At 71.2% G+C, this 26,844-nt stretch carries 20 protein-coding genes and 1 pseudogene; 8 read left to right on the forward strand and 13 right to left on the reverse strand.

The features are described from left to right. Positions 1–25 precede the first annotated feature (25 nt). The 4 genes from ACIRR8_RS20160 to ACIRR8_RS20175 all read right to left on the reverse strand — a co-directional run bounded on the left by ACIRR8_RS20160 (position 26) and on the right by ACIRR8_RS20175 (position 5,443). Entirely contained in the window at positions 26–1,072 is a 1,047-nt protein-coding gene (locus ACIRR8_RS20160) for an ABC transporter permease (protein WP_404066398.1), read from the reverse strand. Next, positions 1,069–2,043, reverse strand: coding sequence for an ABC transporter permease (locus ACIRR8_RS20165; protein ID WP_404066401.1), 975 nt, complete (start codon positions 2,041–2,043; stop codon positions 1,069–1,071). The genes ACIRR8_RS20160 and ACIRR8_RS20165 overlap by 4 nt, the downstream gene beginning before the upstream one ends. Beyond that, positions 2,040–3,758 carry a sugar ABC transporter ATP-binding protein gene (locus ACIRR8_RS20170; RefSeq protein ID WP_404066404.1) on the reverse strand — a complete coding sequence of 573 codons (1,719 nt, stop codon included), beginning with the start codon at positions 3,756–3,758 and terminating at the stop codon, positions 2,040–2,042. Before ACIRR8_RS20170 ends, ACIRR8_RS20165 begins: the two co-directional genes overlap by 4 nt. A gap of 599 nt (positions 3,759–4,357) precedes the next feature. Then, positions 4,358–5,443 carry an ABC transporter substrate-binding protein gene (locus ACIRR8_RS20175; protein WP_404066407.1) on the reverse strand — a complete coding sequence of 362 codons (1,086 nt, stop codon included), beginning with the start codon at positions 5,441–5,443 and terminating at the stop codon, positions 4,358–4,360. A gap of 628 nt (positions 5,444–6,071) precedes the next feature. On the opposite strand from ACIRR8_RS20175, the gene ACIRR8_RS20180 reads away from it, so the two are divergent. Beyond that, a complete protein-coding gene (locus ACIRR8_RS20180; protein ID WP_404066410.1) occupies positions 6,072–8,516 on the forward strand; it encodes an RICIN domain-containing protein in 2,445 nt (814 codons plus the stop codon). A gap of 49 nt (positions 8,517–8,565) precedes the next feature. After that, on the forward strand, positions 8,566–10,905 hold the full coding sequence (locus tag ACIRR8_RS20185; RefSeq protein WP_404066413.1) for an AbfB domain-containing protein: 2,340 nt from the start codon (positions 8,566–8,568) through the stop codon (positions 10,903–10,905). Positions 10,906–10,982: 77 nt separating this feature from the next. Here ACIRR8_RS20185 and ACIRR8_RS20190 read toward each other — a convergent pair whose 3' ends face one another. Then, positions 10,983–14,336 (reverse strand): LamG-like jellyroll fold domain-containing protein, encoded by a 3,354-nt coding sequence (locus tag ACIRR8_RS20190; RefSeq protein WP_404066416.1) that lies wholly within the window; start codon positions 14,334–14,336, stop codon positions 10,983–10,985. 257 nt (positions 14,337–14,593) lie between these two features. On the opposite strand from ACIRR8_RS20190, the gene ACIRR8_RS20195 reads away from it, so the two are divergent. Together ACIRR8_RS20195 and ACIRR8_RS20200 are read left to right on the forward strand one after the other, a co-directional pair. Then, a complete protein-coding gene (locus ACIRR8_RS20195) occupies positions 14,594–15,010 on the forward strand; it encodes an ATP-binding protein (protein ID WP_404066418.1) in 417 nt (138 codons plus the stop codon). A gap of 118 nt (positions 15,011–15,128) precedes the next feature. Beyond that, a pseudogene (locus tag ACIRR8_RS20200) lies at positions 15,129–15,677 on the forward strand (FHA domain-containing protein); the annotation flags it as partial. A gap of 259 nt (positions 15,678–15,936) precedes the next feature. On the opposite strand, the gene ACIRR8_RS20205 reads toward ACIRR8_RS20200, so the two are convergent. From ACIRR8_RS20205 to ACIRR8_RS20220, 4 genes are all read right to left on the reverse strand, one after another. Beyond that, on the reverse strand, positions 15,937–16,320 hold the full coding sequence (locus ACIRR8_RS20205) for a YkvA family protein (RefSeq protein WP_404066420.1): 384 nt from the start codon (positions 16,318–16,320) through the stop codon (positions 15,937–15,939). 49 nt (positions 16,321–16,369) lie between these two features. Continuing rightward, entirely contained in the window at positions 16,370–16,627 is a 258-nt protein-coding gene (locus ACIRR8_RS20210; protein ID WP_317824076.1) for a WhiB family transcriptional regulator, read from the reverse strand. 81 nt (positions 16,628–16,708) lie between these two features. Continuing rightward, positions 16,709–17,833 carry a PP2C family protein-serine/threonine phosphatase gene (locus tag ACIRR8_RS20215; protein WP_404066423.1) on the reverse strand — a complete coding sequence of 375 codons (1,125 nt, stop codon included), beginning with the start codon at positions 17,831–17,833 and terminating at the stop codon, positions 16,709–16,711. Between the two features lie 44 nt (positions 17,834–17,877). Further along, positions 17,878–18,711, reverse strand: a complete 834-nt coding sequence (locus ACIRR8_RS20220; RefSeq protein WP_404066426.1) for a Scr1 family TA system antitoxin-like transcriptional regulator — start codon at positions 18,709–18,711, stop codon at positions 17,878–17,880. Between the two features lie 168 nt (positions 18,712–18,879). On the opposite strand from ACIRR8_RS20220, the gene ACIRR8_RS20225 reads away from it, so the two are divergent. After that, positions 18,880–19,290: an ATP-binding protein gene (locus ACIRR8_RS20225; RefSeq protein WP_404066429.1), complete on the forward strand. Its 411-nt coding sequence runs from the start codon at positions 18,880–18,882 to the stop codon at positions 19,288–19,290. Positions 19,291–19,377: 87 nt separating this feature from the next. Here the strand turns inward: ACIRR8_RS20225 and ACIRR8_RS20230 are convergent, their stop codons facing one another. Continuing rightward, the gene (locus ACIRR8_RS20230) at positions 19,378–20,082 is read right to left on the reverse strand and encodes a ribonuclease H (RefSeq protein WP_404066432.1); all 705 of its coding nucleotides are present in this window, start codon (positions 20,080–20,082) and stop codon (positions 19,378–19,380) included. 168 nt (positions 20,083–20,250) lie between these two features. Here ACIRR8_RS20230 and ACIRR8_RS20235 point away from each other — a divergent pair, with 168 nt between their 5' ends. Next, entirely contained in the window at positions 20,251–22,140 is a 1,890-nt protein-coding gene (locus tag ACIRR8_RS20235) for an ABC transporter ATP-binding protein (RefSeq protein ID WP_404066435.1), read from the forward strand. Positions 22,141–22,152: 12 nt separating this feature from the next. Here ACIRR8_RS20235 and ACIRR8_RS20240 read toward each other — a convergent pair whose 3' ends face one another. After that, a complete protein-coding gene (locus ACIRR8_RS20240; RefSeq protein ID WP_404066437.1) occupies positions 22,153–22,413 on the reverse strand; it encodes a hypothetical protein in 261 nt (86 codons plus the stop codon). A 152-nt stretch (positions 22,414–22,565) separates the two neighbouring features. Here ACIRR8_RS20240 and ACIRR8_RS20245 point away from each other — a divergent pair, with 152 nt between their 5' ends. Together ACIRR8_RS20245 and ACIRR8_RS20250 are read left to right on the forward strand one after the other, a co-directional pair. Then, positions 22,566–23,294 carry a class I SAM-dependent methyltransferase gene (locus ACIRR8_RS20245; protein ID WP_404066440.1) on the forward strand — a complete coding sequence of 243 codons (729 nt, stop codon included), beginning with the start codon at positions 22,566–22,568 and terminating at the stop codon, positions 23,292–23,294. A 508-nt stretch (positions 23,295–23,802) separates the two neighbouring features. Then, a complete protein-coding gene (locus tag ACIRR8_RS20250; protein WP_404066443.1) occupies positions 23,803–25,272 on the forward strand; it encodes a SulP family inorganic anion transporter in 1,470 nt (489 codons plus the stop codon). A 121-nt stretch (positions 25,273–25,393) separates the two neighbouring features. On the opposite strand, the gene ACIRR8_RS20255 is transcribed toward ACIRR8_RS20250, so the two are convergent. Together ACIRR8_RS20255 and ACIRR8_RS20260 are read right to left on the reverse strand one after the other, a co-directional pair. After that, positions 25,394–25,828 (reverse strand): DUF2267 domain-containing protein, encoded by a 435-nt coding sequence (locus tag ACIRR8_RS20255; RefSeq protein WP_404066445.1) that lies wholly within the window; start codon positions 25,826–25,828, stop codon positions 25,394–25,396. A gap of 177 nt (positions 25,829–26,005) precedes the next feature. Continuing rightward, positions 26,006–26,791, reverse strand: coding sequence for an SAM-dependent methyltransferase (locus ACIRR8_RS20260; RefSeq protein ID WP_404066448.1), 786 nt, complete (start codon positions 26,789–26,791; stop codon positions 26,006–26,008). Positions 26,792–26,844 lie beyond the last annotated feature (53 nt).

Below are 26,844 nucleotides of genomic sequence, written 5' to 3' on the forward strand. Positions count from 1 at the left end.
CCCGGTCCGTACGGTCCCGTCCGGTTCAGGTGGTTCTCCGGCTGCGCGCGAGGTAACGCTGCGCCACCACGACAACGATAAGGAAGCCGCCGCTGACCACTGACTGGTACGAGGAGTTGAGCGAGCCGATCTGGTTGATGAGGTTCTGGATCACGGCGAGCAGCAGGACGCCCCAGAGGGTGCCGCTGATCGATCCGGCGCCGCCGATGAGGAGCGTGCCGCCGATGACGACGGCGGAGATCGCGTCCAGTTCCATGCCGACGCCGACGATGGTGACGCCGGAGGAGAGGCGGGCTGCGTTCAGCGCTCCGGCGAGTCCGGCGAGCAGTCCGCTGAGTGTGTAGACGAGGATCTTCGTCCGGGCGACGGGCAGGCCCATCAGGGTGGCCGCGTCGCTGCTGCCGCCGACGGCGAACAGGGTCTGGCCGAACGAGGTCCGCTGCAGCAGCAGTCCGCCGGCGCCGAAGAGGACGAGCGCGATGAGGATCGGGTAGCCGAAGCCCCAGACGCTGCCCTGGCCGAGCTCGGCGAAGGCGGAGTCCTTCGGCACCAGGTAGGTGGTGGCGCCCTCGTCGGTGAAGGCGAGCAGCATGCCGCGCGCGGCGAGGAGCGTGGCGAGCGTGACGATGAACGGCGCCATGTTCGCGCGGGCGATGAGGAGGCCGTTGACCAGCCCGATCGCGGAGCAGACCACGAGCGGGACGAGCAGCGCGGCGAGGAGGCCCCACTGCGAGGCCCAGGCCGCCAGGACGCCGCCGAGGGCGAAGACGGAGCCCACGGAGAGGTCGATGCCGCCGGTGATGATGACCAGCGTCATGCCGAGCGCGACGATCGCGAGGAACGAGGCCTGGACGGTGACGCCCCGGGCGTTGTCGACGCTGGCGAAGGTCGGGTAGACGAACGAGGCGATGAGGATCACGGTCAGCAGGACCGCGAGGACGCCCTGGCGCTGGACGAGTTCGCCGATCCGGGAGCCGGTGGAGCGCTCGGGGCGCGGTTCGGGACGGGAGGGGGCGTTCTTGAGCGGCGCCGGCACCTGGGGGGCCGGGGCGGCGGAGGTGGTGTTCTTCATCGGGACCGACGCTCCCGGGCGACGTAGACGGCGGCGATGATGATGGCCGCCTGGGCGATCTGTGCGGTGGAGTCGGGCAGGTCGTGCTTGACGAGGGTGGCGCGCAGCAGCTGCATCAGCAGGGCTCCCGCGACGGTGCCGAGCACCCGGATGGAGCCGCCGTTGAGCGGGGTGCCGCCGACGACGACCGCGGTGATGGCGGAGAGCTCCATGAGGGTGCCGAGCGAGGACGGGTCGCTGGCGGTGAGCCGGGCGGTGGCGAGGATCCCGGCGAGCGCGGCCATCGTGCCGCAGAGGACGTAGACGCCGATCAGGACGCGTTTGACGGGCAGTCCGGACAGGGCGGCGGCCGGGCGGTTGCCGCCGATGGCGACGATCTGGCGGCCGAAGGTGGTGCGCTGCACCAGGAACGCGACGGCCAGCGCCAGCACGCCCGCGATGAGGACGACGAGCGGGATGCCGAGGAAGGAGCCGGTGCCGAGCGCGAGGATGTCCGGGTTGACGATCTGCTTGAGCTGGCCGTCCGCCATCACCAGCGCGAGTCCCCGGCCCCCGACGAACAGGGCGAGCGTGGCCACGATGGGTTGCAGCCCCACGAGTGAGACGAGCGTGCCGTTGACGGCGCCGACGACCGCTCCGGCCAGCAGCGCGATCAGGAGCGCGGGCACCAGACCGTAACCGAGGTAGAGCGGCAGGAGAGCGGCGGCGAGCGCCATCGTGGAACCGACGGAGAGGTCGATGCCCTCGGTGCCGATGACCAGGGCCATGCCGAGCGCGACGATCACGATCGGAGCGACCTGGACGAGCTGGGTGCGCAGGTTGTCGGCCGTCAGGAAGTGCTCGGTGAACAGGGCGTTGAAGAGCAGGACGACGGCGACGGCCGCGTACACGCCGTACTCCTGGTACCAGGCGGGGTCGCGCAGCCGGGCCAGAGGCTTCGCGGGGCGTGGCAGGGTGGCCTGGGTGGTCATCGGGGGTCCTCCTGGCCGGCCGCCGGGGCCTTCCGGCCGGTTTCGGGCGTGTGGTGCGCGTGGTCCGGGAGCACGGTGCCGGGCGTGCGGTCGGCGGGGCCGTCCTTCGCCGGTACGGTGCCGGGCGTGTGGTCGGCGGAGGCGGGGTCCGCACCGGCGGGCGTGTGGTCGGCGAGTACTTCGAGCAGGCGGCTCTCCTCCACCTCGTCCCCGGCGAGCTCACCGGCGACCGCGCCGCCGCGCAGGACGACGATGCGGTCCGCGCCCTCGATCAGCTCCTCGATGTCGGAGGAGATCAACAGGACGGCGAGGCCTTCGCGGGCGAGGTCGTCGATGAGGCTCTGCACCTCGGCCTTGGCGCCGACGTCGATGCCCCGGGTGGGCTCGTCGAGGAGCAGCACCTTGGGTTCCAGGCAGAGCCAGCGGGCGAGGAGCACCTTCTGCTGGTTGCCGCCGGAGAGTTCGCCGACCTTCTGTTCGGGGCTGGAGGCCTTGATCCGCAGCCGCTCCATGAAGATCTCGACGATCCGGTCCTGCTTCTCACGGGAGACGATCCCGGCCCGGGAGAGCCGGGGCATGGCGGCGAGCACGATGTTCTCGCGGACGGAGAGCTGCGGGATGATCCCCTCCGCCTTGCGGTCCTCGGGGAGCATGCTGATGCCGGCGCGGATCGCGGCGGCCGGGGTGGGCCGGCCGACGCGTTTGCCGTCGACGGTGATCTCGCCGCCGTCCAGCGGCAGCGCGCCGGTGAGCGCCTTGGCGGTCTCGCTGCGCCCGGAGCCCAGCAGACCGCCGAGTCCCAGCACCTCACCTCCGTACAACTGGAGTGATATGTCGCGCAGTTGGTGGCACCGATCGAGGCCGGTGGCGGTGAGGACGGGCGTACGGGCCACGTCGTGTCCCGCGGCGTCGAAGCTGGTGAGGCCCTCGCGACGGACCTCGGCCAGGTCGCGGCCGAGCATCATCGAGACGAGCCGCATCCGGTCCAGTTCGGCGAGGTCGCCGGTGTGGATGTGGCGGCCGTCGCGCAGGACGGTGACCCGGTCGCAGATGCGGTAGAGCTCGTCCATGCGGTGGCTGACGTAGAGGACGGCGATGCCCTGGCCGCGCAGGTTCTCGATGACCCGGAAGAGGGTCTCGACCTCGCGGGGCTCCAGCGAGGAGGTGGGTTCGTCCATGATGACGACCTGCGCCTGTACGGAGACGGCGCGGGCGAGGGCCACCATCTGCTGGGTGCCGATGCCGAGGGTGTGCAGGGGGCGCTTGGGGTCGACGCGGACGCCGAAGCCGTCGAGGAGTTCGGTGGTCTCGCGGTTCATCCGGGCGAAGTCGATGAGGCCGAAACGGTTCTTCGGCTCGCGGCCCAGGAAGATGTTGCGCGCCACGCTCATCAGCGGGACGAGGTTGACCTCCTGGTAGATGGTGGAGATCCCGGCCTGCTGCGCCTCGAAGGGCTTCGCGAAGCGGACGGGCGCGCCGGCGACCCGCACCTCGCCGTCGTCGCTCTGGTAGACGCCGGTCAGCACCTTGATGAGGGTGGACTTGCCGGCTCCGTTCTCGCCGACGAGCGCGTGGGTCTCGCCGGCGCGCAGCGAGAAGGAGACGTCGTCGAGGGCGATGACGCCGGGGAACCGCTTGCTGACCGAGCGGGCTTCGAGCACGGGGTCCGCGACGGCGGTCTCCGCGTGCCGGGGTGTCGCTTCGGTGGGTGCCATGGATCCTGGCCTTCCGGTGTTACTTCCGGTGTTACGGGAGGCCGGGGAGGGCGGCCTTCCGGTGTTACGGGAGGCCGGGGAGGGCGGCCTTCCGGTGTTACGGGAGGCCGGGGAGGGCGGCCTTCCGGTGTTACGGGAGACCGGCGATGGCGGCCTTCCGGTGTTACGGGAGACCGGCGATGGCGGCCTTCCGGTGTTACGGGAGACCGGCGATGGCGGCCTTCCGGTGTTACGGGAGACCGGCGATGGCGGCCTTCCGGTGGTACGGGAGACCGGCGATGGCGGCCTTCCGGTGGTACGGGAGACCGGCGATGGCGGCCTTCCGGTGGTACGGGAACGGGGTCGGGCCGCCGTGAGCGCGCGGGGCGTCGCGGCGGCCAGGGTGTGTCCGGCGGTTCAGGGCCGGATGGGCCGCGGGGTCCGGTGCGGTGCATCGCAAGGCGCTGGAACGTCCTCATCGCGAAGCGATTCGGGCGTTTCGGCAACGCCGCGAGGGATGGGGCCTCCCCCGCACGAGCGAAGCCGAGAGCTTGGGGAAGTGCCGGACGCCGTGGACCCGGCTCCGATCCGCCGGACACGCCCTGGGCGGCCGGTCGGAGTCAGTAGGCTCCGCCGAGCGATTCCTTGGCGTTGGCCTCGTCGTACTCGCGGTCGGTGATGATCACGTTCTCCGGGATCTCCTCGCCGGCGTAGAACTTCTGCGCGGTGGCGAAGGCGAGCGGGCCGAAGCGCGGGTTGGACTCGATGACCGCGTTGTACTCGCCGTTGACCAGGGCCTGGACGGCGTTGCGGGTGCCGTCGACCGAGACGATCTTGACGTCCTTGCCGGGCTTCTTGCCGGCGGCCTTGATCGCGGTGAGGGCGCCGAGGCCCATCTCGTCGTTCTCCGCGTAGACGGCGGTGATGTCGGGCTTGGACTGGATGAGCTGCTCCATGACCTGCTGGCCCTTGTCGCGGGCGAACTCGCCGGTCTGCTGGGCCACGATCTCCAGGCCCGGCGCCTCGGCCTTGACCTGGTCGACGAAGCCCTTGGTGCGGTCGGTGGTGACGTTGTTGCCGGATGCGCCGAGCAGGATCGCGACCTTGCCCTTGCCACCGGTCACCTTGATCATCGCGTCGGCGGCGCGCTTGCCCTGCTCCACGAAGTCGGAGCCCAGGAAGGCCACATAGTCCTTGCAGGCGGTCGAGTTGACCTTGCGGTCGATGGTGAGGACCGGCACCTTCTTGGCCGCGGCCGCCTTCAACGCGGGCTCCAGACCGTCGGAGTTGAGCGGCGCGACGATGAGGAACTGGGCGCCCTGCGACAGCATGTCCTGGATGTCGCTGATCTGCTTGGAGAGCTGCGACTGGGCGTTGGTGGTGAGGAGCTTCTTGACGCCGATCTTCTTCGCCTCGTCCTTGATGGACTGGGTCTCGGCGATCCGGAACGGGTTGGCCTCCTTCTCCGACTGGGAGAAGCCGACCACGGCATCCTTCAGGTCCAGCTTCGGCGCGCCGTAGGTCTCCAGCGTGCAGCCCGAACCGGAACTGGACTCAGGGGACTTGGCTTCCTGGGCGCCCTGGCTGCTGTCGCCGCCCGCGGTGTTCGAGGTCTCCGACTTGGCGCAGCCGGCGGCGGCCAGCGTGGCGGTGGCGGCGAGGAGGCAGGCCACGGCGAGGGTACGGGGTCGACGCTGGATCATCATGCGCGGAACGCTCCTTGGCGGATTGACGGCACGCGCGGCGGCGCGCGGTCGGGCAGGGCGGGACGAGGCATCGGCCGCGCGGCGGCGGGTGCCACTGCACTCCTCACGACCCTGCTCCGACGTGCGGGAACAGCGGTCGCAAGAGCCTGCTGGGGCTGTCGGCGGCTCGGTTTACAACGTTATATATGCGGTGCGGCACGGGCGGCAAGAGCGGAGTCGATGCGTTTCCAAAATGTGTCGGCCACCCGGCGGAGCGTCCGAACGGGCCGCGCACGGGAAGCGATGCGCCGTACGGCAACGGCTCCTGCGCACCCTCTGGACAGCCGCCCGGCGCCGTGCTGTCATACCGCCGGACGCCGCATTTCCAACGTTGCAAGAACGGATGCCGTACGCCGGGCCGCCCGCGCGACGGCGGCCTTCGGCATGCCCACGAACGGCCGCCCCGCCGCTCCCCCGGCCGGGCGGGCCTCCGCACCAGGCTCGCGCACCACGCACAGCGCCACGGCGTCCCGCACCACGCTTCGCACCACGCCCTGCACCGGGCCCGCGCACGCATCGCGCGTGGCCACCACCCCCACCGGGCCGACCGCAGCTCAGGCGGATCCGGCTCAGAGCAGGAGCCGCACCCATGCCGCTGAACCGCAGGCAGCTCATCACCACCGCCGTGGCCACCGCCGTCGCCACCGGCGCCTCCGGCCGGTGGGCCACCGCCGCGACACCGGCCCGCCACCAGGTGGCGGCCGCACCAGGCGGCCACTACTCCCCCAACGCCGCACCCCTCCACCCCACCGCCTTCCTCAAACTGCCGCCGGGCAAGGTGAAGGCACGCGGCTGGCTGGCAGGTCAGCTCCGGCTCCAGCTGGAGGGCCTGTGCGGCCGGTACGAGGAGTTCTCGCACTTCCTGGACTTCACGGCCACCGGATGGGTCCGGCCCGACCGTGGCGGCTGGGAGGAAGTCCCGTACTGGCTGCGGGGATACACCGACCTGGCCATCGTCACCGGCGACGCCGGCGCTCTCACCACCACCCGCCGCTGGATGGACGCGATCCTCGCCACCGGACAGAGCGACGGCTTCTTCGGCCCGAAGGCGCTGCGGACCTCGCTCAACGGCGGTCCGGACTTCTGGCCGTTCCTGCCGCTGATCCAGGCGCTGCGCTCCTGGCAGGAGTACAGCGGCGACACCAGGATCGTCCCGTTCCTCAGCCGCTTCTTCCGCTTCATGAACGCCCAGGGCCCCGGCGCCTTCAACACCAGCTGGATCGCTCTGCGTTGGGGTGACGGCCTGGACAGCGTCATGTGGCTCTACAACCGCACCGGCGACGCCTTCCTCATGGACCTCGTCGACAAGATCCATCGCTACGGGGCCAATTGGGGCGACAACCTGGTCAACCCGCACAACGTCAACATCGCCCAGGGCTTCCGCGAACCGGCCCAGTTCGCGCTGCGCAGCGGCTCGGCCACCGACACCCGCAACACCTACGGCACGTACGCCAAGGCCATGGACGCCTACGGCCAGTTCCCCGGCGGTGGGTTCGCCGGTGACGAGAACGCCCGTCCCGGCCACGGCGATCCGCGCCAGGGGTTCGAGACCTGCGGGATCGTCGAGTTCATGGCCAGCCACCAGCTGCTCACCCGGATCACCGGGGACCCGCTGTGGGCGGACCGCTGCGAGGAGCTGGCGTTCAACTCGCTCCCGGCTTCGCTGGATCCGTCAGGCAAGGCGGTCCACTACATCACCTGCGCCAACAGCGTGGACCTGGACGACGAGCCCAAGCGCGACCGCCAGTTCCAGAACCCGTTCGCGATGCTGGCGTACCTGCCGGGGGTGGACCAGTACCGCTGCTGCCCGCACAACTACGGTATGGGCTGGCCCTACTTCACCGAGGAGCTGTGGCTCGCCACGCCGGACGGCGGGCTCGCGGCGGCGATGTACGCGCCGAGCCAGGTGACGGCGAAGGTCGCGGACGGCACGGAGGTGACGTTCACCGAGGAGACCGGCTACCCCTTCACCGACACGGTCACCCTCTCCCTCGCCGCACCGAAATCCCTGCGCTTCCCCCTCGTCCTGCGCGTCCCGGCCTGGTGCGCGGCCCCGGACGTCCGGGTCAACGGCCAACGGGTCACCGCCCCCGCCGGCCCGGCCTTCACCCGGATCGACCGCACCTGGTCGAACGGCGACCGGGTCACCCTGCGGCTGCCGCAGCGCACCACCGTACGGACCTGGACGGCGAACCACGGCTCGGTCAGCGTGGACCACGGGCCGCTCACGTACGCGCTCCGGATCGGTGAGCGGTACGAGCGGATCGGCGGCAGCGACACGTTCCCGGAGTACGCGGTCCGCGCCACGAGCCCCTGGAACTACGGCCTCGTCCTGGACCCCGCCCGCCCCACCGCCGACCTGCGCCACCACTCCACGGGCCGCGCCCCCGGCGACAACCCGTTCACCCATGCCGGAACCCCGCTCACGATGACCGCCCGGGCCCGCCGCATCCCGGAGTGGACGGCGGACGACGAGCGCGTGGTCGCGCCGCTCCAGCCGAGCCCGGCGCGCTCCACCGAACCGGTCGAGGAGGTCACGCTCGTCCCGATGGGCGCGGCTCGCCTGCGGATCACGTCGTTCCCGACGGCGGCCCCGGAAGCGGAACCGTGGCTGGCGGACCGCTGGTACCGGTTCGCCAACCGGAACTCCGGCAAGGTGCTCGGCGTGGACGGCATGTCCACCGCCAACAGCGCCCACGTCGTGCAGTTCGGCGACACCGGGACGGCGGACCACCTCTGGCGGCTGGTGGCCAACGGAGACGGCTGGTACCGGATCCGCAACCGCCACTCCGGCAAGGTGCTGGGCGTCGACCTGATGTCCACCGCGAACAGCGCGCACGTCGTGCAGTTCGACGACAACGACACCGCCGATCACCTCTGGCAGCTCGTTCCGGACGGAGGCGGCTGGTACCGCGTCCGTAACCGGAACTCGGACAAGGTGCTCGGCGTGGACGGGATGTCCCTGGCCGACAGCGCCCATGTCGTCCAGTACGACGACAACGGAACGGCCGACCACCTGTGGCGGCTGCTCTGACGCCGCCGCTCGCTCCTCCCCGTACAACCGAGAAAAGGACGGACAAACCATGCACCCAGCACCCCGCACCTGGTGGCGGAGATTAACGGCCACCACCGGGCTCCTCGCCCTGGTGGCCACCGCCCTCGTCGGCAGCGGCACCTCACCGGCCGCCGCCGCGCCCGCCGCCTGGACGCCGAAGCCGGCGCCCATGACGACGCCGTGGACGAACCAAGTACCCGTCGACATGCCGCTGCCGGAGTACCCGCGCCCGCAGCTGACCCGCCCGGACTGGACGAACCTCAACGGCATCTGGGACTTCGCGGTCACCGGCCGTGACGCCGGTCAGCCCGCCACCTTCCCGGAGCAGATCCGCGTCCCGTTCGTCGCCGAGTCCGCGCTCTCCGGGATCCAGCGCCGGATCACCGAGAACGACAAGCTCTGGTACAAGCGGACCTTCACCGTCCCGGCCGACTGGAACAACCGCCGGGTGAAGCTGCACTTCGGCGCCTCCGACTGGCAGACCACGGTCTGGGTCAACGGCACCCAGGTCGGCGCGCACAAGGGCGGCTTCGACTCGTTCGCGTACGACATCACGCCCCGGCTCAACGGCGGTACGAACACGGTCGTGGTCTCCGTCTACGACCCGAGCCAGAGCGGCGGACAGGCGGTCGGCAAGCAGCGCATCAACGACGTGAAACCGCGCCCGGGCGGCGGGATCTTCTACACCGCGGCCTCCGGCATCTGGCAGACGGTCTGGCTGGAGCCGGTCGCCGCCGCCCACATCACCCGCCTGGACATGACGCCGAACCTGGGCAACAGCACGCTACGGGTCCGGGTCCAGACGGCGGGCGCGGCGGGCCGGAGCGCCCGGATCACCGTCTCCAGCGGCGGTACGGTGGTGGGCTCGGCGACCGGAACGGTGAGCGGGGAGATCTCCGTACCCGTGCCGAACCCGCGGCTGTGGAGCCCGGAGGACCCGTTCCTGTACGACGTACGGGCCGACCTCCTCGACGGCTCGGCGGTCACGGACACGGTGGGCAGCTACACCGGTATGCGGTCCGTGGGGCTGGCGAAGGTCGACAACATCCTGCGGCCGGTGCTCAACGGGAAGTTCGTGTTCCAGACCGGCACGCTGGACCAGGGCTACTGGCCGGACGGCATCTACACCGCGCCGACCGACGAGGCGCTGAGATACGACCTCCAGGCCCACAAGGACCTCGGCTTCAACATGGTCCGCAAACACATCAAGGTGGAGCCGCAGCGGTGGTTCTACTGGGCGGACAAGCTCGGTCTGCTGGTCTGGCAGGACATGCCGTCGATGGACACCGGCAAGGTCCCGGACGGGCCGTCGCGCACGCAGTGGGAGACGGAGTACCGGGCCATCATCGACCAGCACCGCAGCTCGCCGTCGGTGGTCATGTGGGTGAACCAGAACGAGGGCTGGGGCCAGTACGACCAGGCCAGGATCGCCGACGAGGTCAAGGCCCAGGACCCCTCGCGCCTCGTCAACAACATGAGCGGGGTCAACTGCTGCGGCTCGGTCGACGGCGGCAACGGTGACGTGGTCGACAACCACATCTACGTCGGCCCCGGCAACACGGCTCCGACCGCCACCAGAGCCGCCGTGCTCGGCGAGTTCGGCGGACTCGGCTACAAGGTGCCGGGCCATGAGTGGTACCCGGGCGGCGGGTTCAGCTACGAGGACCAGCCGAGCGCCGCGGCGCTCAACAACCGGTTCGTCGGCCTGCTGGACGCCATCCGGATCGGCCAACTCCCCGCCGGACTCTCGGCATCGGTCTACACGGAGATCACGGACGTCGAGAACGAGGTGAACGGACTGCTGACCTACGACCGCCAGGTCGTAAAGGTCGACACCGCCCGGGTGAAGGCCGCCAACCAGGCCCTCATCCAAGCCTCCCGCACCCCCGCTCCTCCGGTGACGCTGCCCACCGGGCAGTACAGGTCCCTGCGGGTCACGACGCCGGGACACACCACCAAGCACCTGCGCCACTACAACGCGCAGGCCTTCACCGAGGTGGTGAACAGCGGGAGCTCGGCGGTGCTGAAGGCCGACGCCACCTGGAAGATCGTCACCGGCCTCGCCAACGGCAACTGCTACTCCTTCGAGTCCCGCAACTACCCGGGCCAGTTCCTCCGCCACCGGGAGTTCCGGGTCCACCGCGATGCCGACGACAACTCCGCGCTGTTCAAGGCGGATGCGACCTGGTGCGCGGTCGCGGGCAACGGCGGAGTGCGGTTCACCAGCGCCAACCTGCCGGGCAGCTATCTGCGCCACATCGGCTCCGAGGTCTGGCTCGCCACACCGGGCGGCGGGCGGCCCTTCGACAGCCCGGCCCTGTTCACGGAGGACACGACGTGGGCGGTGGACGCTCCCTGGGCTCCGTGATCCCTCAGGAGCGGTGACCGGCCGGCCGGCCCGGCAGCGACGGAGAACCTCCCGTCCGCTGCCGGGCCGGCTGCCCGCTACGGCTTGCGGCTGCCGGCCAGGGCGGCCACCTCATCGGCGGTCAGGGCCTTGTCGTACACCCCGACCTCGTCGACCGAACCGTGCCAGTAGTCGGTCTTCGCGCCGCCGTACTGGGCCCGGCCGACGGAGAGCGGGCCGGTGCTCACATCGGCGGGTCCGGCCTCGGTGGTGGCGGCGAGCTTTCCGTCGACGTACAGCTTCGCCTCGCCGCCCTGCCGGACACCGACCAGGTGGTACCACTTCCCGGTCTCCGGTGTGATCTCCAGGCGGGCGCGCTTGCCGCCCGGGGTGGAGAAGGCGAACGCGCCCTGCCCGTACTGGAGATAGAAGGGGTTCTCGGTGCGCCGGCCGTCCTGGCTGACGACGGTGGCGTAGTTGCCGGGCAGGGCGTCCAGTGAGGCCCACGCGGAGACCGTGTAGTCCTTCGTGGTGTCCACGACGGGACCGGTGCTCTGCGCGTACTGGCCCTCGCCGTCGAACTTCAGCGCCGAGCCCGTGACGCCCGGAGCCCAGGACGTGCCGCCTTCCAGGGTGAGATGGGCCTTGTTGGGGCCGCTGTCGCGGGCCGTGGCCCCCTTGTTCTCGTCGAGCGACCAGGAGCCGCCGCCCTTCAGCTCGTCGCGCTGACCGGCGCCGGCTCCGGCGGCGATGACCTGGCGGTTGATCTCCCGGACCTTCTTCGGGTCGACCTTGATCTCCCGACGGTCGTACGTCCAGAGCCCGTTGAGCTCGTTCTCCAGGTCGCTGACCTGCGTGTAGACGGAGCCGGACAGCTCGGCACCGGCAGCCGCGAGGTAGTACGTACGGGTGTTGTCGACGTACTTCGCGGTGAGGGCGGCCTTGTCCGCCACGCCGGAGTAGATGTTGGCAGGCGCACCCGGCCACATGTGGCCCGGCGTCCGGAGGGTGAAGCCGCCGTGTTCGCCGTCCATCGCCGCGCGGCGGTCGTCCGGGAAGGCCGGATCGTCGTTCACGTAGTCGTGGTGGTCGATGATCTCGCCCTTGCCGGAATCACCCTTGGAGGCACAGCAGTTGACGCCACTGTGCGCGTTGACGACCCGGGACGGGTCCAGCGCCTTGACCTCCTCGGCGATCTCACCGGTCACCGTCCGGTCCCACTCCCCCCAGCCCTCGTTGAAGACGATCCAGCCGCTGATCGAGGGGTAGTTGTGGAACTGCTTCATCAACTCCTTGCCCTGCGTGAGGAAGGCGTTCTTTCCGGCGTCGTTGTCGATGTCGGCGTTGACGAAGTCCTGCCACACCAGCAGGCCGAGCCGGTCCGCGTGGTAGTACCAGCGCGGCGACTCCACCTTGATGTGCTTGCGTACGGCGTTGAAGCCGAGGTCCTTCTGCGCCTTCAGGTCGAAGGTGAGGGCCGCGTCGCTGGGCTGGGTGTACAGCCCGTCCGGCCAGAAGCCCTGGTCGAGCATGGCGAGGGAGAAGAACGGCTTGCCGTTGAGGACGAGCTTCTGGTAGCCGCCGACCTTGTCCACCTTCAACTGGCGCATGCCGAAGTAGCTTTCGACCCTGTCCTTGGACCGGCCGTCGGTGAGCGACACGTCGAGGTCGTACAGGTAGGGATCGTCCGGCGACCAGAGGCGCGGGTTCTTGAGCTGGAGGCTGAGCTCGCGGTTGGCGGGTCCGGAGACCGCACCGACGACCTTGCCCTTGCGGTCGCGGGCGACGGCGGTGATACGGGAACCGGCAGACGCCTTAGCCGAGTTGACGGTGACCGCGAGGCGGCCGGTGTCGATGTCCGGGGTCATGGTCAGGGAGTCGACGGCGGCGGGCGCGACCGGCTCCATCCACACGGTCTGCCAGATGCCGGAGGTCGGCGTGTAGACGATGCCGCCGGGGCGGGTGGACTGCTTGCCCTTGGGCTGGTTGGGGCCGGTCTTGTCGGTGACGGCGACGACGATCTCCTGCGGACCGGTGCCCTTGAGCGCGTCCGTGATGTCGGCGCTGAACCCGGTGTACCCACCGGTGTGTTGGGCGACCTTGGTGCCGTTGACCCAGACCGTGGACCGGTAGTCGACGGCGTCGAAGTTGAGCTTCAGCCGCTGGTCCTTGCCGGAACCGCCCTTCCCGACCGACCAGTTCTTCGGCACGGTCACGAGCTTGCGGTAGAACATGTGGTCCTCGTCGCGCTCCAGGCCGGAGAGCTGGGACTCCACCGGGAACGGCACGATGATGCGCTCACCGAGCTTCTTGCCGAACACCGGCTTCTCGCCTTCGGTGGCTCCGGCGAACTCCCACGGGCCGTTGAGGTTCTTCCACCGGTCGCGGACCTGCTGCGGGCGCGGGTACTCGGGCAGCGGGTTGTTCTCGTCCAGCTTGTCGCCCCAGGTGGTGGTGAGGCGGTGCGTGGAGAGGTTCTTCGCCGTCCGGCCGATCTCCGGGACGGTCTCGGTGCCGGACGTCAGCCCGCCCTTGCCGTCGTAGACGACCTTGACCCGCTGGTCCTTCAGAACGGGAGCGGCGAGGTCGATGATCAGCGCCCGGGGGTTGCCGGAGGCGCGGCTCACCTTTTTCACCGGCATCGGTGAGGTGTCGACCTCGATCTTGAGGTGGTCCTTCACCTTCCCGTGGTTCGCGACCCGGTCCTTGAAGGTGGCCTGGAGGCGCCTGCCGTTCTCGGCGATGGTCAGGGCGACCGGGTAGACCTCGAAGTCGGCGGGCGGGGTGAAGGCGGACTCGGGCACGATCTGCTTCTTCAGCGTGTCGCTCTGCCAGCGCAGGAACATGCTGGCGCCGCCGATGTCCTGGAACATCTCCAGCTTGAAGTCGTGCTTCTCGCCCGCCTTCAAGCTGATCGGCGCGCTGTGCTGCTCGTTGTCCCAGTCCGGCTGCCAGTGGTCGATGACAACGTTGCCGTCGAGGAAGAGCCGGAAGCCGTTGTCACCGATGGCGGAGAAGGTGTACGAGCCGGTCTCGGGCGCTTCGAGCTGCCCGGTCCACCGGGCGGTGGTGTGCTCGGTCCTGCCGGTCGCCGACTCGAACGTCCCGGTGAGACCGGGGAAGTCGATCTCGGGGTCCAGGGAGGTGGCGCCGAGCTCCGCGAAGTCCCGGGCGCCGGGCGCGGACATGCTGAAGTACTCGCCCTTCAGCCCGCGCACATCGGTGACCGGGTCGTCGGCGGTGAAGGTGGGCGCGGAGGCCGGTGCGGAGGTGGCCGGTGCGGCGGCGGCCGTCGGCACCAGGGTGGCGCCGACCGGTATCAGGAGCGCCGCGGCGCAGGTGAGGGCCCTGAACAGGGCACGGGGGCGCGGGTGTTGTCGTGTCAAGGCGTCATCCTCGTCGAAGAGCCGGGAGTACCTCGAACCGGCGAGGCACTGCACATAGTCGAACATTGAGCCACAACACCAAACACGGCACAACGGTCGTGCACGGAGAATTTTCAACGATAGAAACGTGCGGGACGGCGTGGCCGCACGCACCCGGAGCCTCGGCGCGGCCCTACTTCGGGAGGGCCGCTACGGTCGTGCGGGGGGCCGTGAGAAGGCTGCGAGAGGGCCGGGTTCACCCGTTCTCGCGGCCGATTTCCATGAAACGCCGATACGGGGGTATCCGGACTTCAGCCAGAAAGCTACGCGACGGGGTGACCGCCATGAACGACCGCATGCTGATGACACTTTCGCCGGACGGGGAGACCCGCACCGATTACGTCTGCCGGCCGGAGAAAGCCGCCGACGCCCGGGACGCGGTCGCCAGCTTCCTCTCCCGGCTGCACCCAGCGCCGGCCTCGCACGTGGTGCAGAACCTGCTGCTCCTCGTGACGGAGCTGGTCACCAACGCCGTCCGGCACGCCGGATCCGTCACCGCGCTCTGGCTGACCGCGGACCGCACCGGCGTCCACGTCCGGGTCACCGATCCCAGCCCGGCGCACCCGCAGGACCGGACGCCCGACCTGACGGGCCGCACCGGCGGCTTCGGCTGGCCGATGGTCCAGCGGCTGTCCCAGGAGGTCACGGTCCGCGAGTCGCCGGACGGCGGCAAGGTCATCCTCGCCACCGTGCTCCGCTGACGACGAGATACCTCCGCCGGACGTCGGCACCCCAGCACCCCGGCACCCCCACACCTTGCTCCACGGTCGACCCCGGCCGCGACGGGTGCCGATCATGATGTCTCCGTAGAATTCGGACATGGCAGAGCGGCCCGCAGCGCCGACAGCGCCCGAGCCCGCCCTGGAGACCGACATCGCCTCCACGGTGATGAGGCCGAGCCGGGACCACCATGTGGGGCGCGATCCCGAGAGCGACCTCGTCATCGACGACGCCCGGGTCTTTCCCGGAACCACGCGGTGCTCCATCCCGAGGCCGGTCACTGGACGCTCCAGGGCAAGGACAGCTCCAACGGCACGTACACCGATGTTCATCGCATCCACGATTCGGGCGCCGGCAGCATCATCAACTTCGGCAACCCGGGCGACGATCCCGCCCACCGCGGACGGCCCCTCCCCCGTCTCGATGCCCGCCGCCACCGGCACCTTCCGGCAGCCCACCGCCGTACGCCCGCCGCCCGCGAAGACCGTGCGCATCAGCCGCGACGGCGGCGACGACCTCGTCATCGACGATCTCGTCGTCTTTCGCCACCACGCCGAGCTGCGGGCGCTCCCCGACGGCCGGCACAAGATCCTCGACCTCGGCAGCCACAACGGCACGTTCCTCGACGGCCGGCCCGTCGTAACCGCCCTGCCCGCCGGGGTCCGGCGACGCTTCCTGCCCTCCGGGCGCAGTGACGCCCCCACGCGACGCCCCGTCCCCGCGGGACGGCGGGACCACACCTGCGAACGACGGCAGGACCACGCCGCCGACGACGACCGAGCCCCAGGTGGATACCGGGCCCGCCTCCGGAGACCTCGACCGAGCCGCAGCCGGAGAGCCGGCCGGCTCCGCCGCCACAGGAACAGCCGCAGGAACAGCAGCCCGACAACCGGTCGGCGCCGCAGCCTCAGGACGGAAAGCCGGAGCCCTGCGAGGACTGACGCACCGCGCCCGGTCGCGGCCCGGCCGCCTTCTCGGGGTTCGGGATCTCCGCCGGGGCGCCCGCGCCCTTGGCCCGGCCCAGTCCCGCGGACGCGGCGGCCTGGTGGAGGGAGCGCAGCGCGAGCAGCAGGAAGCCGATGTCGTCGAGGTAGACGGGATCCGGCAGCAGGTCGACCGGGGAGACGGTGTAGACCACGGCCGCCCAGACGAGCGCCTTGCTGCGCAGCGGGATCCCGGCGTCGACCAGGAGCTTCCTGGCCTTGAATACCCGCACCAGCAGTACGGCGGCCAGAGCCAGCATGGTCAGCGCGGCGACGGCGGCGACAACGAGCCAAACGGTGGTGTCCATGGCTCATCGTCTACCCGATCGGCCGCCGCTGACGGCGTTTGCGGGGAAGTCAGCGGGCGGTGTTCCCGGTACGCCGGCGGTTCCTGCGCTTGAGCGCACGTCGTTCGTCCTCGGCGAGGCCTCCCCAGACGCCGGAGTCCTGGCCGTTCTCCAGGGCCCATTCCAGGCACTGGGCCTGGACCGGGCAGGTCCGGCAGACCGCCTTTGCCTCCGCGGCCTGGACGACGGCGGGGCCGGACGTCCCGATGGGGAAGAACAGGTCCGGGTCCTCCTCGCGGCAGGCCGCGTGCGTGCGCCAGTTCTCCATGCTGCTCACTCCCGGTGTCGGATGCGTGCCGTAGGCACCTGCCGTACGGCCGTAACGTCCGGATGACCGGTGATCGGCGGCTCAAACACGTGGCCGCCGGGGAAACCGGACGGCTTCGGGGCCGGGGCGGTGCAGGGCCAGGAGGGCCTGGTCGTCCTGGATGCGGCCGCCGGTGTGGCGGCCGACGTCCTCGATCAGCAGTTGGAGGATCTGTGCGGGGGCCGGTGGATCGCCGACGAGGGAGCGGTGGCGCAGGAGGCGGGGCAGCCGTACGGACGCGTCGTAGAAGACCCCGGCCTCGTCACGGGCCTCGGTGACGCCGTCCGTGTAGCACAGGAGCGTGGAACCGGGCGGGAACGGGAACGTGTCGACCCGTGCCGACCAGGTGCCCAGGTCCGCCATACCGAGCGGGGGCGCCTCCTGGGACGGTTCGAGGGCAGTGGCCGTGCCGCGGGCGTCCAGCAGCAGCGGGGGCGGATGGCCGCGGTTGACGATGCGTACGGCGTCGAGACCGGCGGCGAACTCCACGATCAGCGCGGTGGTGAACCCCTCGTCCTGCTCCTGGCCGCCACGCCGCCCGCCCTCGCGCAGCAGGGCGCCCTCCAACGCGGTCACCAGGTGCGGCAGGTCCGCCGCCTCGTCGGCGGCGAACCGGAAGGCACCCAGGTCCGCGCAGACCGCGCTGACGGCCCCCAGCCCCTTGCCCCGCACGTCCCCGACCATGACGCGCACCCCGTGCGGGGTGTCCTGCACGACGTAGAGGTCGCCGCCGATCATGGCCTCGTCCTCAGCGGGGACGTAGCGGGCGGCGATCCGGAGGTCGCCGAGGCGTGACGGGGGCCGGGGCAGTACGGCGGCCTGGGCGACGGCGGCGACCTGGCGGGCGCGCCGGGTCCGTGCGCTCTGGCCCTCAAGGGTGCGGTTGATGAGGACGGCGAGCACGGTCACGGCCAGAAGGGTGAGCTGGTTGGAGACGCCTCCGTGCCAGCCGAAGGTGTGATCGACCCGGGCGAGGATCACCTGGACAGCCATCGAGAGGGCACCGACCGCGATGATGCCGGGCGGGCCCAGGAGCGGGGCGGCGGCGACGGGCGCGGTCGCCAGCAGGGGCGCGGACGTCACATCGGTCGGGGTCACCAGGTCGCTCACGACGGCCAGCACGACGACCCCGACCGGAATCCACTGGGCCCACCGCTGCCGCGCCACTCCCTCACCCTGGACGCCCCGGGCCCGGACCGCATCCCGGGTGCTCAGAGCGGCAGCGGGGTTCCCGGCGGCGGGGCGGCGGCGCACGCGGCGTCGAGACGGATGCGGTGGGCCATCACGGCGTCCGGGTCGTCGATGAGGTCGACCCGCACGCCGGGCATCTCCAGGACGGCCTGGTCACCGATCTCCGGAGCGGGCACCCGGAGCAGGTGCAACGACGGCATGGCGGTCATGGGGTGCGGGGGGTGATCCAGTGGCACCACCTGGACGGTGACGTGCTGCCGCTCCATCGCCTCGGCCAGCGCCTGCCGCTGTCCGGCCATCGTCGCCGGATCGCCGACCCGGGTGTGCAGAGCGGCGGCCGGGAGCAGGGCCCACAGAGCCGTACCGCGCTCGGTCAGCCGGCGCTGCCGCTCCCGCAGCAGCTCCAGGCGGCGCTCGCGCCGGGCGGGGCTGTCGTCGGGGTAGCGGATCCGGTAGAGCCCGTCGGCGTAGGCGGAGGTGCGCAGCAGCTCGGGTACGAGGGCCGGGTGCCAGGTGCGGACCAGGGCGGCCGAGGACTCGACGCCGATGACGTCCTGCTGCCAGCTCTCCATCGCGTCCCGCCACCGGTGCCACCAGCCGGGCAGGTTCGCGGCCCCGAGTCCGGCCAGGATCGGCTCGGCGACGCGCGGCGGGGCCCCGTAGCAGCGCAGCAGCTCGGCGACCTGCCGGGCGTCGAGCCCGGTCTCGGCCCGCTCGATCCGCCGTACGGTCGCGGGGTGCGCGTCCAGCGCGTCGGCGGCGGCCCGGAGCGTGACGCCCGCCTGCTCCCGCAGGATCCGCAGCCGGGCGGCCAGGACGCGGTGCTGCACCGTGGGGCCGGAGCGGGGTCGCATGCTCGTACCTCGTTCGTCGAGCCCCGGAGCGGAGCTTTGGACATTCTGTCGCTTGCAAAGTACGCGTTTTGCACCGAGAGTGCATACATGTCGGAAATAGCCATGAGTGCGGAACGCACTCCGGACAGCGGGGGAGTCAGAGGTGCGCACAGTTGGTGGGTCCCCCGGTTGCCAGGGGGCGTTCCCGAGGCCCGTCACCGGGTGCAGGAGGCGATGCGCGCGTGGGGAGAACCCGCGGAACGCATCGAGGCGGCGGCGCTGATAGTGACCGAACTGGTCACCAACGCCGTGCAGCACACCAGCACCCGCCGGATCCGCTGCCGGCTTCTCCGCTCGGCGGAGGGGGTGCGGATCTGCGTATGGAACCGCGGCCGGGCCCGTATCCCGGGGCCGGCGTCCTCGCCCGACGCGTCGGGGCTGCCCGTCGCGGCGGCTCCGGCGGCGGACGGACCCGACGGCGACGATTCACTCGACTGCCTGGCCGAGGACGGCCGGGGCCTCCTGCTGGTGGACGCCCTGGCGGCCCGCTGGGGCACGCGCGCGGCGCTGGCCGGCCGACTCGTCTGGGCCGACGTCTGATGCTCCCCGCATGAGCAGGGGCAGGAACTCCCCCAGGTGACCACCAGGCGAGGGCTCGCGTGCGATCAGGCAGAGGCTCGCGCGTGATCAGACAGGGGCGGTACGGCACTCCGGGTGGCCCCAGCCGTTGGGGTTCTTCGCGATCGGCTCCTTGGCCGCGTACGGCCTTCCGCAGTGGCACCGCCCCGCGAACCGCGCCTTGATCGTGGAGCCGGAAGACCGCCCGCCCCGGGACGCGCCCTTCGCCTTCGTCTCCCCCGCGCCGCCCGCCTCCGCACGCCCCTTCGTGGAGCGCGCCTGGGCGGGTACGGGCAGGGCCGTCGCGCCGTGGGCCGTACCGGCCGGCCGCTGCGCCACCGCCGCCTCGCTGGCGGCCTGGTCGGCGAGCGCGTTGAGCGGGTCGCCGTCCACCTGGTGGGCGGGCACATAGCGGAACGTCACCGAACGGGCGGTGAGCAGGGCGTCGATGCGGGTGACCAGCTCGCGGTTGGCGACGGGCTTGCCCGCCGAGGTCTTCCAGCCGTTGCGCTTCCAGCCCGGCAGCCACTTGGTCACGGCGTTCATGGCGTACTGCGAGTCCATCCGCACCTCGACGCGCGCCGCCGGGTCGGTGGACTCCAGCAGTTCGGCCAGCGCGGTGAGCTCGGCGACGTTGTTCGTCGCGGTGCCCAGCGGGCCCGCCTCCCAGCGCCGAGGGGTGCCCTGCGCGTCGGCGACGACCCAGGCCCAGGCGGCCGGTCCGGGATTTCCCTTGGACGCGCCGTCACACGCGGCGATGATGCTCTCGTTCATCCCTCGATCATGCCAGCCCCGCATGACCGTCCCGACCCGCCGCCGCCCCACCGGCCGATGACCGACGCCTGACGGTGCGCGGACCGCACCGTTGACCTCAACCAAGCTTGAGGACTTAGCGTTCCGAGCAGTCCGCACAGGCACATCAGCAGAGTTCGGAGCTCTCCCATGGACATGGAAGTCACCGCTTGGACATCGCTGCACAGCGCGATGAACGCCGAGCACGACCGGCGGCCCTTCTCCAGAGCGACGTTACGGCGCATCCTGGTCTTCGCCCGGCCCCACCGGAGCCGTATCTACCGGTTCCTCCTGCTCAGCGTCGTCACCGCGCTGCTGGCGGTGGCCACCCCGGTCCTCGCCGGCCGGGTCGTCGACGCCATCGTGCGGGGAGCGGACTCGGGTACGGTCACCCGGCTCGCCCTGCTGATCGCGCTGATCGCGGTCGCCGAGGCCGGTCTCGGTCTCCTCACCCGGTGGCTTTCGGCCAACCTCGGCGAGGGGCTGATCCTCGATCTGCGGACCGCGGTCTTCGACCATGTGCAGCGGATGCCCGTCGCCTTCTTCACCCGCACCCGGACCGGCGCGCTGGTCAGCCGGCTCAACAACGACGTGATCGGCGCCCAGCGCGCTTTCAGCAACACGCTCTCCGGTGTCGTCTCCAACCTCGTCACCCTGCTGCTGACGCTCGCCGTCATGCTCACGATCTCCTGGCAGATCACCGTGGTCTCGCTGGTCCTGCTGCCCGTCTTCGTCATCCCGGCCCGCCGCATGGGAGCCAGGATGGCCGGAATGGAGCGCGAGGCCGCCAACCACAACGCCTCGATGGGCACGCAGATGACCGAGCGCTTCTCCGCGCCCGGCGCCACCCTCGTCAAGCTCTTCGGCCGTCCGTCACGCGAGTCGGCCGAGTTCGCCGTGCGGGCCCGCCGGGTCCGCGACATCGGCGTCCGCTCCGCCATGATCCAGTCCGCGTTCATCACCGCTCTCACCCTGGTCTCGGCCCTCGCGCTGGCCCTCGTCTACGGGCTCGGCGGCTACTACGCGCTGCGCGGCACGCTGGAGGCCGGTGCCGTCGTCTCACTGGCCCTGCTGCTGACCCGCCTGTACGCCCCGCTGACCTCGCTGGCCGGGGCACGGGTCGAGGTGATGAGCGCGCTCGTCAGCTTCGAGCGGGTCTTCGAGGTGCTGGACCTGAAACCGCTGATCGTCGAGAAGCCGGACGCCCGCGGGGTGCCGGAGGGCCAGGTGTCGGTCGAGTTCGAGAAGGTCTCCTTCGGCTACCCGTCGGCGGACAAGGTCTCGCTCGCCTCGCTGGAGGAGGTGGCGACGCTGGACAGCCGGGGCGGCACCACGGTCCTGCACGAGGTGTCCTTCCGGGCCGAACCGGGCCAGATGATCGCCCTGGTGGGCTCGTCGGGCGCGGGCAAGTCGACCATCGCGCAGCTGCTGCCGCGGCTGTACGACGTGGACGCCGGTTCCGTACGGCTGAACGGCGTCGACGTACGCGATCTGAGCGCCGACTCGCTCCGCGACACGCTGGGCATGGTGACCCAGGACGGGCACCTGTTCCACGAGTCCGTACGCGCCAATCTGCTGCTCGCCCGGCCGGATGCCTCCGAGGACGACATCTGGGACGCGCTGCGCCGCTCCCGGCTGGAGGGGCTGATCGCCTCGCTGCCGCAGGGGCTGGACACGGTGGTGGGCGAGCGCGGCTACCGGCTCTCCGGCGGTGAGCGTCAGCGGCTCACCATCGCGCGGCTGCTGCTGGCCCGTCAACGCGTCGTCATCCTGGACGAGGCGACCGCGCACCTCGACTCCACCTCCGAGGCCGCCGTCCAGGAGGCCCTCGGCGAGGCGCTGGAGGGGCGGACCGCCGTGGTGATCGCCCACCGGCTCTCCACCGTGCGGGCGGCCGACCAGATCCTCGTCGTCGAGGCGGGCCAGGTCGTCGAGCGCGGCACGCACAGCGAACTGCTCGCGGCAAACGGCCGGTACGAGGAGCTGTACCGCACGCAGTTCGACCGGCCGTCGGCGGACGAGGCGCAGCCGGTCGGCTGAGAAGGGTCCCGCTCAGCGGCGGACGAGTCGGGGACGTCCCGTGGCGCGCAGGCGCCGCAGGGCGTCCCCGCCGCAGCTGCGCCACTGCTTCGGCGAGACCCGCGGGCGGTGGGCGCCGTTGGTGACGAGCGCGTTCACCGAGGTCATCGGGTCCGCAGCCATGGACTTGGCCAGCAGCACACCGACCACCAGCGGGAGCAGCGAGACCGCGAGGGCGGTGCCTGCGGTGGTGACGTGCTGGATGCGGGGGTGGGGCTGCGCTGCGGAGTCCATGGCCTCATTCGAACAGCGGGCGGACGGCGGAACATCGGGGCAGGTACTCAGCGGTGCGGGCCGCGCATACTCAGACGCGCGTACGGGGACGCTGGGGACGCGGCCCCCGACGGCGGGGGCGCGGGCCCCCGGACCACGGAAGGACCACGCCGATGAGTGAGCGCCAGGGAGAGCCGGCGGAGCGCCCGGACGAGGACGCGGGCGTGGCCCACGGCCTGCCCGCCGCGGCGGTGTTCGACGCGCTGGGGGCCGAGTACGAGCGGGCGTTCGCCGGTTCGGCCGCCCACCGCGCCTCGCTGGACCGGCTGCTGGAGCACCTCGCGCCGGGCAGCCGGGTCCTGGACGTGGGCAGCGGTACGGGGGTGCCGACCGCTCGGCGGCTGGCGGCGGCGGGGCACCGGGTGGTGGGCGTCGACGTCTCCCCGGTGATGACCGCGCTGGCGGCCCGGCAGGTGCCGGAAGCCGAGTTCCGGTGCGGCGACGTCCGGGAGCTGCCGTGGGCGGACGGGGAGTTCGACGCCGTCTGCGTCTATTTCTCACTGCTGCAGATGTCCCGCGGTGAGCAGACGGAGCTGCTGGGCCGGCTGGCGCGTGCGGTGAAGCCGGGCGGCCTGCTGGCCGTGGCCACCGTTCCGGTGGACGTGGCGGACGCGCACGCCGTCTTCATGGGGCAGCCGGTGGTGGTGTCGAGCTTCGGCGAGGAGGAGTTCGCCTCCGTGGTGGCCGGGGCGGGGTTCGCGTTGGAGGAGCGGCACAGCGTGCTGTTCACGCCGGATCACCCGGCAGGCGCACCGGAGCCGCATCTCTTCCTGCACGGCCGTCGCATCCGACGCCCCCGCCCCAAGCCTTTCGCAGTCACAAAGAACAAGCCGAATGAATGACAAGAATGGCGCATTCGCACTCCTTCACAAGAAGGTAATGCGATAGCAAAGTTCCGGTCTATATGCTGAGCTGTAGTCGTATACGTCCGGACGCTGGCCGCGCGCCCGGACGGGCCGGATGTTCGATGAAAACACGAGGTGGAACACATCTCCCCCTCCGAACATTCATACGGATTTAATCAGCACATTCGTCAATATGACCCGACCACACCGCTCCCCGGCACCCCCGGATGCAGGAGGCAGGCCACCCATGAAGTCCCTTGTCGTACCCGTCCGGACTTTTCCCGGACACGGCGCCGCGAACGCAAAGGAGGCCGGGCTCCCCACGTACGCCCGGCCCCCGAGACCTTTCCGTACGAGCCGCGGCGTAGTGCACCCCGGCTCGATCAGCGTTCACCGGCCGGAGAGCGGCCCCTCGCGCGGCCGCCTCTGACGGCTTCCCGCCCCCACCCATCCGCGCCCGGCCCCCGGCCGGGCGCGGATCTGACCCTCAAGGGAATCGTCACCCGTGATCTCCGTGAAGGAACTCAGGAACCCCCACGTCGTACGTCGTGACCTGCTGGCGTCACTCGTCGTCTTCCTCGTCGCCCTCCCGCTCTGCCTCGGCGTCGCCGTCGCCTCCGGCGTACCGGCCGAACTCGGCCTGGTCACCGGCATCGTCGGCGGCCTCGTCGTCGGCATGCTGCCGGGCAGCAGGCTCCAGGTCAGCGGGCCCGCCGCCGGCCTCACCGTGCTCGTCTACGAGGCGGTCACCGAGTTCGGCCTCGGCACGCTCGGGCCGATCGTCCTGGCCGCCGGCCTGCTCCAGGTGGTGATGGGCTTCGCGCGCTTCGGCCGCTGGTTCCGCGCCATCTCCGTCTCCGTGGTGCAGGGCATGCTCGCCGGCATCGGCCTGGTCATCGTGCTGGGCCAGCTGTACGCCATGGCCGACACCGAACAGCCGGGCACCGCGCTCGCCAAACTCGCCGGGCTGCCCGGGCTCGCCGCCGAGATCGCCACGGACCAGGAGGCGCTGACCGCCTTCGGGCTCGGCGCCGGGACCGTGGCCGTCCTGCTCATCTGGCCCAAGCTCCCCGCGCGCGTACGGCTCGTGCCCGCGCCCCTCGCAGCGGTCGGCCTGGCCACCGCCGTCGCCGCGCTGGCCGGACTGCGGCCGCTGGTGGCCGATGTGAACGGCCTGCTCCACGCCATCGAACTGCCGGGTGCGGCGGAGTTCGGCAACCTGACGAACGTGGCGGTCATCGGGACCGTCCTCGCCTTCGCCCTCATCGCCTCGGCCGAGAGCCTCTTCAGCGCGGCGGCCATCGACCGGATGCACGACGGGCCCCGTACGAACTACGACAAGGAGCTCGTCGCGCAGGGCGTCGGCAACACGATCTGCGGGGCGCTCGGCGCACTGCCGATGACGGCGGTGATCGTGCGCAGCGCGGCCAACGTCCAGGCCGGGGCCACGACCGCGCTCTCCCGGGTCGCGCACGGGCTGTGGCTGCTGCTCTTCGCGGCGCTGCTGCCCGCCGCCATCGGCATCATCCCGCTCGCCTCGCTCGCCGGAATCCTGGTGCACGCCGGGTGCAAGCTGGTGCCCTGGAAGGAGTTCGGCCCGCTCTGGCGCGAACACCGCGGTGAGGCCGTGCTGTTGGCGGTCACGGCGCTGGCCATCGTGGTGACCAACCTCTTCGAGGGTGTGGTGCTGGGTCTGCTGCTGGCCGTGGTCAAGTCGGCCTGGGAGACCTCCCACGTACAGCTCTCCACCCGCGAACTCACCGGCGGCCGGGTCGTGGTGACGCTCACCGGCAACGCGACCTTCCTCCGGCTGCCGCGCATCCTGGAGCAGTTGGAGAAGCTGCCGCAGGACCAGCCCATAGAGCTCGACCTGAGTGGCCTGCGCCACCTCGACCACGCCTGCCGGGTGGCGCTGGAGAACTGGGCGCGCCGGCACAACGACGCGGAGACCGATCCGGTGACGATCCGCCGGTAGCGCGGTGGTTCAGGCGGCCGCGCGGGGAGCCGATGGACACCGTCCCGGCGCTCACCGATGCGGCCGCCGCCCCGCCCTCGGCCGGAGCGCCCGGCGGAGGGCTGGGACCGGACCGGCGCGCTCAGGCCGCCGTGGTGAGCTGCGCGCGGCCGAAGAGCAGCGCGTAACCGGTCGGCAGGGTGTCGATGATCCGGGTGACGAGGGCCGGGTCCATCAGCGTGCCGGCCGCGGCCAGCACGGTGCCCGCGTCCCAGCGGGCGGTCGCCGCCGTGCCTCCGGTGCGCACGGCCAGGTCGTCGACGAAGCGGGCGGCGGGAGCCGGGGCGATGCCGGGGGCCTCCGCGGTGAAGACCAGGGCGGCCTCCCTGGGGAGCGCGGCGGCGAACGCGACCCGCTCCTCGCCGGTGATCTGGGCGCCGAGGCCGCCGAGGACGGCGCGGAGAGCCTCTTCGGCGCGTTCCCGGGTGGGGTAGGCCCCCTCGTACCTGATCTTCTCCAGCAGCCGGTCGAACGTCATGGCCTTCGGGGCGGCGATGGTCCGAGGCTCAGGAATCATGGCGGCGGAGGCCCTTCTCGTCGTGGTGCGGTGGCGGTTGCCTCTCGCTTCTTCTCCGAAAACGGCGCCGTACACCCCCTGGGGGGTATTCACTCGGTCACACCGGAACACGACGGAGCGGCGGAGGCCTCCCGGAGGCCTCCGCCGCTCAGCTCACCGCACCGTCCCGCCGGCCGCCTACGGCTTGCGGGCCACCAGCCCCCACTGGTCGACCAGGACCGGGTCATCCTCCTCCGGGCGCCACAGCGCGATCGACAGGAAGCCCGGCTCGATGATCTCCAGGCCCTCGGCGCAGCCGGTGATCTCCTCCGGCTCCCGGACCAGGTAAGGCGGGTTCTCGCCGGAGTCGTACGCCTCCTGCGCGGCCAGCGTCTGCGGCGTCTTCACCGTGTCGCAGAGCACCAGGTAGCTGCCCGACGGCATCCGGGCCATGTACCGCTGGACGACCTCGATGCCGTCGGCCGGGGTCAGGTGACCCAGCGTCGAGAGCAGCAGGACGGCCACGGGCTCGTTGAGGTCGAGCGTCTTCGCGGCCCTGTCCACCACCGTGTCCGTGTCGGAGAGGTCGGCCTCCACGTACTCCGTACGGCCCTCGGGAGCGCTGGTCAGCAGCGCGTGGGCGTGGGCGAGGACGATGGGGTCGTTGTCGACGTAGACGATGCGCGCGTCGGGCGCGATGCTCTGCGCCACCTCGTGGGTGCTGTTCGCCACCGGCAGGCCGGTGCCCACGTCCAGGAACTGGCGGACGCCCAGCGAGGCGAGGTGCCGGATCGCGCGGGCCTGGAACGCGCGGGAGGCGCGCGCGATGTCGACCATCTGCGGGTAGGCCGCGCTCACCACGTCGGCCAGTTCGCGGTCCACGGGATAGTTGTCCTTGCCACCCAGCCAGGCGTTCCACACCCTCGCCGAGTGCGGGACATCGGAGCGGATCCTGCGGCGGAACTCAACGTCGTCGACGCTCATGTCTCTCCTCTACTCACTGTCCGTGCAAGGCCGTTGACCGCATTACCGCCGGT

Origin of the sequence: Streptomyces sp. NPDC101178, assembly GCF_044767965.1 — a bacterium.
In the GTDB taxonomy this organism is placed as follows: Bacteria; Actinomycetota; Actinomycetes; order Streptomycetales; family Streptomycetaceae; genus Streptomyces.

Excerpts from the sequence above, each read along its gene's own strand:
- ACIRR8_RS20185 (WP_404066413.1), top strand. The coding sequence starts at position 8,566 with ATGCACCCAGCACCCCGCACCTGGTGGCGGAGATTAACGGCCACCACC.
- ACIRR8_RS20195 (WP_404066418.1), top strand. The coding sequence starts at position 14,594 with ATGAACGACCGCATGCTGATGACACTTTCGCCGGACGGGGAGACCCGC.
- ACIRR8_RS20175 (WP_404066407.1), bottom strand. The coding sequence starts at position 5,443 with ATGATGATCCAGCGTCGACCCCGTACCCTCGCCGTGGCCTGCCTCCTC.
- ACIRR8_RS20240 (WP_404066437.1), bottom strand. The coding sequence starts at position 22,413 with ATGGACTCCGCAGCGCAGCCCCACCCCCGCATCCAGCACGTCACCACC.
- ACIRR8_RS20255 (WP_404066445.1), bottom strand. The coding sequence starts at position 25,828 with ATGATTCCTGAGCCTCGGACCATCGCCGCCCCGAAGGCCATGACGTTC.
- ACIRR8_RS20190 (WP_404066416.1), bottom strand. The coding sequence starts at position 14,336 with ATGTTCGACTATGTGCAGTGCCTCGCCGGTTCGAGGTACTCCCGGCTC.
- ACIRR8_RS20245 (WP_404066440.1), top strand. The coding sequence starts at position 22,566 with ATGAGTGAGCGCCAGGGAGAGCCGGCGGAGCGCCCGGACGAGGACGCG.
- ACIRR8_RS20165 (WP_404066401.1), bottom strand. The coding sequence starts at position 2,043 with ATGACCACCCAGGCCACCCTGCCACGCCCCGCGAAGCCTCTGGCCCGG.
- ACIRR8_RS20205 (WP_404066420.1), bottom strand. The coding sequence starts at position 16,320 with ATGGACACCACCGTTTGGCTCGTTGTCGCCGCCGTCGCCGCGCTGACC.
- ACIRR8_RS20180 (WP_404066410.1), top strand. The coding sequence starts at position 6,072 with ATGCCGCTGAACCGCAGGCAGCTCATCACCACCGCCGTGGCCACCGCC.
- ACIRR8_RS20220 (WP_404066426.1), bottom strand. The coding sequence starts at position 18,711 with ATGCGACCCCGCTCCGGCCCCACGGTGCAGCACCGCGTCCTGGCCGCC.
- ACIRR8_RS20210 (WP_317824076.1), bottom strand. The coding sequence starts at position 16,627 with ATGGAGAACTGGCGCACGCACGCGGCCTGCCGCGAGGAGGACCCGGAC.
- ACIRR8_RS20160 (WP_404066398.1), bottom strand. The coding sequence starts at position 1,072 with ATGAAGAACACCACCTCCGCCGCCCCGGCCCCCCAGGTGCCGGCGCCG.
- ACIRR8_RS20235 (WP_404066435.1), top strand. The coding sequence starts at position 20,251 with ATGGACATGGAAGTCACCGCTTGGACATCGCTGCACAGCGCGATGAAC.
- ACIRR8_RS20230 (WP_404066432.1), bottom strand. The coding sequence starts at position 20,082 with ATGAACGAGAGCATCATCGCCGCGTGTGACGGCGCGTCCAAGGGAAAT.
- ACIRR8_RS20260 (WP_404066448.1), bottom strand. The coding sequence starts at position 26,791 with ATGAGCGTCGACGACGTTGAGTTCCGCCGCAGGATCCGCTCCGATGTC.
- ACIRR8_RS20170 (WP_404066404.1), bottom strand. The coding sequence starts at position 3,758 with ATGGCACCCACCGAAGCGACACCCCGGCACGCGGAGACCGCCGTCGCG.